Raw genomic sequence first — 5,843 nt, forward strand, 5'->3', positions numbered from 1 at the left:
CCCAAACGCCCTGCCGGAAACTGCGATTTTCAATCCACCCCATTATCGGTCATAATGCTCCGATTGATCGCGGGTGAAGAAATCTCAGGGAAGGGTTCCAAGTGGACGTGCTATCGCCAAATCACGACGAATTTGGATTCGGGATCGATCCCTTCAATCCCCGCGTCGCTCGCCCGGTCGAAGCCGTCGGGGCCACGACCAAAGAAAAGCTGAACCGCCAAATCCGCCAATCCTGCCCCAGGGTGCCGGGTGTCTACGGAATGCTCGATCGTTCCGGGGATCTGATCTACGTCGGCAAGAGCAAGTCGCTGCGAAATCGACTGCTCAGCTATTTCAGTGCCGCCAATGAAGAAGAGAAGGGCGGACGGATCATCGAAAACACCCGCGCGATTCAATGGGAGACGCAACCGAGTGAGTTTGCAGCCTTGTTGCGGGAACAACAGCTGATTCGCCAATTCACGCCGCGGTGGAACGTCCAGGGCGTTCCCAAACGTCAACGGCCGGTCTACCTGTGCCTGGGACGCGCCCCGGCACCACAGTTCTTCCTCTCGCCCAAAATCCCCAAAGACTACATCGCACTGCAGGGACCGTTCTTTGGTGCCAAACGAATGGCCAACGCCGTCGACGCACTCAACAAAGTGTTTCGATTGCGCGATTGCAGCCAACAACAAACGTTCGAATTTGCCGAACAGCTTTCACTGTTCCAAATCGATCATCGCCCCGGTTGCCTGCGGTTGGAATTGAACACCTGCCTGGGTCCCTGTGCGGCCGCCTGCACGCGCAGCGAATACGCCAGTCAAGTCAACGCGGCGGAAAGCTTTCTGGATGGATTCAACGATGAACCGTTGATCGCGCTCCAGGATCAAATGGAATCCGCTTCGGCCAATCGACAATACGAACTCGCCGGCAGGGCGTACCAGACGCTCAAATCGCTTCGCTACGTGCACCGAAAACTGACCATGTTGGCAAACGCGCGCCGCAAGTTCAGTTTTGTCTATGCGGTCCCCGGCTATGACGGTTGCCACACCTGGTACCTGATTCATTGCGGCGAAGTCAGCGCCGTCGCGGCCACACCGATCGGTAGAGACGGCTATCAAGCGATCAAGCCGATCATCAACAGCTGGAAAGCCACCTTGGAAAGTGCCGCCGACCGCGGCCACGGCCCGTTCCCCTACACGCTCGGCACGGTCGCATCCTGGTTCAAAAAAAATCCCGCCGAACTCGATCGCACCTTCGCGCCCGACCAAGCCGGACGCAAGTACTATCGCAAATCGATGACCGCCTAGTGGCGCAGGCGTCCAACTTGCGATCGTCCGCGTCTTCTCCGTCGCCATCGCGATCAGGATCTCTGCCGCTTAGCCGGCGACTTTGATCAACCCGCGTTCGCTGCGAAAGTACAGTGCGTCGCCGCTGACCGCCGGGCTGGCCAACACCGACTCGCCCAACTCCGACTCCCCGATCACTTCGCCCTTGTCGCCCTGATCCTCCACGACGATCACTTTTCCATCCGAACCGACGATGTAAATCCCCGTCGCCGTCATCACCGGCGTGGCCCACACGTTACTCAACTTACCGAGCCGCGCTTGCCAGAGGATCGATCCGTCGCTGATCGAACCGGCCATCAAGGTGCTCCCGCGTCCCATGTAGATTCGATCGTTCGATGCGACCGGGCTGCAGCGTTGCGGGCGAAGCTTGTTACTCTGCCACTGGATCGTCGCCACGGCATCTTCACCCACGGTCTCCGCCGCGCTCAACCGGATCGCTGTCGTGGATTGCCCGGGAACGATGATGTAGGGCGAGGCAAACGTGCTCGACGCGGTTCCATCGCCGGAGACGTCAAAGCGTTTGAGCACCTTTCCGGTTTTGACATCCACCAACTCCACTCCCCGGCCGTTGTGCATCGCGACAGCTGTGATGCCGTCCTCGGTTTGAACCGGCTGCGGCGACGACCAGTTGGACGACGCGTTTCGCGCGTTGGACCACAAGATCTCGCCGGACTCGGCGTCAATCCCCGCCGCAAATGAGTCACCTTGGTTCTCGAGCTGCACGACGACCACGCCGCCAACGACAACCGGTGAACTGCTCATGCTGATGTCATTGCCCGTCTTGGGACGGTCGATTGCCAGTGCCCGATACCACACCAAATGCCCCTGCAAGTCATAACAGACCAGATCGCAGCTGCTGAACAATGCAAAGATCCGCTCGCCGTCGCTCGCTGGCGTGGGGGACGCGTTGGAGCTGGTCGGGTGCGTGAACGGTCGGCCCGTGGCACGCATCGGGCGTGACCACTGCAACGTTCCATCGGCGACCGAATAAGATTCGACATACAGATCCCGTTCGTCTTCCCCCCCGCACCCGGTCACGATCACTTGATCTCCGATGACCAGCGGGCCGCCAATTCCACGCCCCGTCGTCGCCACCCGCCACGCAATGTTCTTGCCGGATTCGGCATCAAACTCAGCAGGGGTTTTCGCTTCGGGCGCAAACGAGCGACCGTCGCCGCGAAATCCGAGCCAATCGTCGGCATCGACCACGCCAGAGTTCAACGCGAGTGCGACGACGGCGACACAACAGATCGAAGATCGAGAGCGAAGCATTTTAAACCTGAAAAGCATCGGGGTAAGTCGAAAGGATGGGGCAGGGCAGGCAGGATGGGGCAGGGCAGATGGTCAGCCCGGCGTTCGCTGGACGTACCCCCAGCAGTTTAAAGCATTCCCCAATCGTCTGCAGGATACGGAACCCGTCCCCCCGCCGGTCGTTCCGTTTTCGCCGTCACCCTCGCTGGCAGCATTTGTATCTACACAAGTCGCTTTTTTGCCCAAAGGGCATGCATATCCCTAGCCTGGGGCAAGCAAACCGAGCATTTGCGAGGGTTGCGCCGCCCCAGGAACCTGATCGCAATGAGGTTCAATTTGGCCAACGGCCATGCACAACTTTCGCGTTTGACGAGGCATTTGTTTATGGCCGTTGGCCAATCCCTCTCGTTCTCGTTCTCGTTCTCGTTTGAAGACCTTGGGCGATGCCCAAGTGCAGGCGGACTTACGCCCAATCCCGCTCGGGGCGGAACCGCAATCGGTTTGCCTCGTCATCGCCAATGAACGTCTCCGCCGACGGATCCATCCGCAACTTCCGCTGCAGCAGCCAGCACAACGCGGCGGCGTGGGATGCGGTGTGCGATCGACGCATGACGATGTGGTTGGCGTTGGGCAACTCACGTGACTTGATGCAGTCCAAGAAATTCCTCGAATGAGCCTCCACATCCAGTCCGGATTCCTTCTTCGGCAATTGCGGCAACCCTCTGCCGATCGATTCAGGCTTGATCACGATGCCGCCGCTATCGCCGACTTCGACCGAGCCCTCGGTACCTTCGAAACGAACCGGACAGGTGCCCAACGATTGCACCCAACCGGGACGCTCACCGAACGGCGTTTCCAGGAAATGGATTCTCAATTCCACACCGTTCTCATAGCGCGCCGTGATGCCAGTTTCATCCGGCGAGTACTCCACAGGAATCGTGTCATCGGATTGGTTGGCCCACTGACACAGGTCCACGGTATGGGCGCCCCAGTCCAGCAACCGCGCGCCCGAATCAAAATCAACGTAACCGCGCCAACGACCGTTCACGTAGTCTTGATGAAAGGGTCGCCACGGCGCCGGGCCGAGCCACATGTTCCAGTCGCACACCTTGGGATCCGGCGTCGGTTGTCCCGGCAACCACGTCGTGTTGATCTCGGGAATGTAAACCGTGGCATGCAGTTTCTGAAGCTTGCCGAGCTTTCCCGTGTGAGCCAGCTCGACGGCCTGGGCAAAGTTTGCGACCGTGCGACGTTGCGTCCCGGCTTGAAAGACACGTCCGGTTCGGCGAATGGTTTCGGAGAGTCGGCGGCACAGATCGATCGTGATCCCACACGGCTTTTCACTGTAAACATCTTTGCCGGCTTCGGCGGCCAACATCGACGCGGTGGCGTGCCAACGATCGCCGGTCGCGATCAAGACCGCATCGATGTCCTTGCGATCGAGCACACGCCGAAAATCGATCACCGTTTCGCAGTTCGTGTCTCCGTACTGCTGATCGACCAACTGTTTCCCTTGCTCGCGACGCGAGGCTTGGACATCGGCAATCGTCACGCACTGTACGTCGGCATGTTTCAGCATCCCACCCAACACATACCGGCAGCGCGGCCCGATCCCGATCACCCCCAAACGAATACGTTCGCTGGCAGCGGCACTGGCCGGCGCCGGCCGCATGGCGGTTCCCAAGGCGATTTGAGAAACAGCGGCCAGGCCGGCAGCCTTCAAGACGGTTCTTCGGTTGGACATGACAGTGACTCACGCAGTGGGAGGTAGGATCAGATTGCAGGGGCACTGATTATAGCCGCTCCGGAGTGGCAGGATTGGTGCCATCGGCCACGTCCGAACTTGCGGTCTGCACCGCGTGCCGACCTACCCTATATTGGCTGGGAATACGACAACCGAATGACGCTTTGGAAAGACGACGAAACCATCATGCTCGGCAAGACGATTCGATCGAGTTCGTTTATTTGTTTGGTGACGTTTTGCGTCGCGGGACTGACCGCGTTGCCAGCCGCACCGCCACACGCAACCTGGTTCCCCGAAGCGCCTGATCTGCCAGAGCCGACAGGAGAAACCCTCTTGGCATCCTCCGTGGAGGAACTGTTTCAAGCCGCGAAGGACGTTCAGCCGGGCGGTACGATCCTGATCGCTGATGGTCACTACATGATCCCGCGATTGTTGGCCATCACAACAGACAACGTCACAGTGCGAGGCCAGTCGGGAGACCGGCATTCAGTCATTTTGGACGGCGCCGCAAGCCGACTCGGCGAGTTGATCGGCGTCACCGGAGCCACGGGCGTGACGATCGCCGATCTGACGGTTCAGAATGTCAAGTGGAACGGCATCAAGATCAATTCGGATCGAGGCGCCGACAACGTCACGATCTACAACTGCGTCCTTCACAACGTTTGGCAGCGAGGTGTGAAAGCGCCGGCCATGCCTGAAGAGAAAGGCGACGAGGGACCACGCAATTGCCGCGTTCAGTTCTGCCTGTTCTACAATGATCGTGCAAAGCAGTTCTCAGACGACCAGACCGACACTCCGGATTCGTACAACGGCAACTACATCGGCGGGATCGATGTCAAGAATACGATCGACTGGACAATCAGCGACAACGTGTTCATCGGCATCCAAGGCCGCACACGTGAGGGCCGCGGATGCATCTACCTGTCGGAGAACGGCCGCGGATGTGTTGTGGAGCGAAACAGCTTCATCGACTGCGACATCGCCATCGCACTTGGTAATCCTTCGCTGGGGTACTCTCCACTGCAAGCGATCGACTGTATCGCACGGAACAACTTTGTTTACCAATGCCCAGAAACCGGAATCTTGGCTTGCTACACGCAACGTTGTCAAATTCTCAATAACACGGTCGTCGAACCGAACAGCCGAATGCGGCGTTTGATTTGGGTGCAAAAGTCAAACGACGGTTTGCGACTCGAAAACAATCTGCTGGTCGGAGCGCCGCTGCTGATTGACAGTGAAAGTCAGATTGCACGGCGTGGCAACGTCGTTGCCGACGCATTGACCGGCATGAAAGCGGAAGTGGGGCAGAGCTTCTTGTCCCCGTCGGAGGTCACTCAAGCAGTCGAATTGCCATCAAGGATCGAAGCGAACCGAAAACAAGCCGCAGCGGACCGTCTTAAACCAGGAGTCCAACGCCCTGAAGTCTTGGCCGCGATGCGTCAGGTTCACGCAGGTTTCGACGGTCAACCAGGCTATGTTGCCCAATTCGGTGATTCAATCACGCACTCGATGGCCTTTTGGAC

General features: G+C 58.8%; 4 protein-coding genes. 2 read left to right on the plus strand and 2 right to left on the minus strand.

What is annotated here, in order from left to right; genetic code table 11:
- Positions 1–107 precede the first annotated feature (107 nt).
- On the plus strand, positions 108–1,286 hold the full coding sequence (locus tag ABX749_RS18955) for a GIY-YIG nuclease family protein (RefSeq protein WP_372897339.1): 1,179 nt from the start codon (positions 108–110) through the stop codon (positions 1,284–1,286).
- Positions 1,287–1,355: 69 nt separating this feature from the next.
- On the opposite strand, the gene ABX749_RS18960 is transcribed toward ABX749_RS18955, so the two are convergent.
- Both ABX749_RS18960 and ABX749_RS18965 read right to left on the minus strand, forming a co-directional pair.
- Positions 1,356–2,597 carry a PQQ-binding-like beta-propeller repeat protein gene (locus ABX749_RS18960; protein ID WP_372897340.1) on the minus strand — a complete coding sequence of 414 codons (1,242 nt, stop codon included), beginning with the start codon at positions 2,595–2,597 and terminating at the stop codon, positions 1,356–1,358.
- 442 nt (positions 2,598–3,039) lie between these two features.
- Positions 3,040–4,320 carry a Gfo/Idh/MocA family protein gene (locus ABX749_RS18965; RefSeq protein ID WP_372897341.1) on the minus strand — a complete coding sequence of 427 codons (1,281 nt, stop codon included), beginning with the start codon at positions 4,318–4,320 and terminating at the stop codon, positions 3,040–3,042.
- Between the two features lie 156 nt (positions 4,321–4,476).
- On the opposite strand from ABX749_RS18965, the gene ABX749_RS18970 reads away from it, so the two are divergent.
- Positions 4,477–5,843: hypothetical protein (locus ABX749_RS18970; RefSeq protein WP_372897342.1), on the plus strand; the 1,367-nt coding region annotated here is incomplete at its 3' end.

The sequence above is a fragment of the Stieleria sp. genome (assembly GCF_041595215.1).
Lineage (GTDB): Bacteria > Planctomycetota > Planctomycetia > Pirellulales > Pirellulaceae > Stieleria > Stieleria magnilauensis.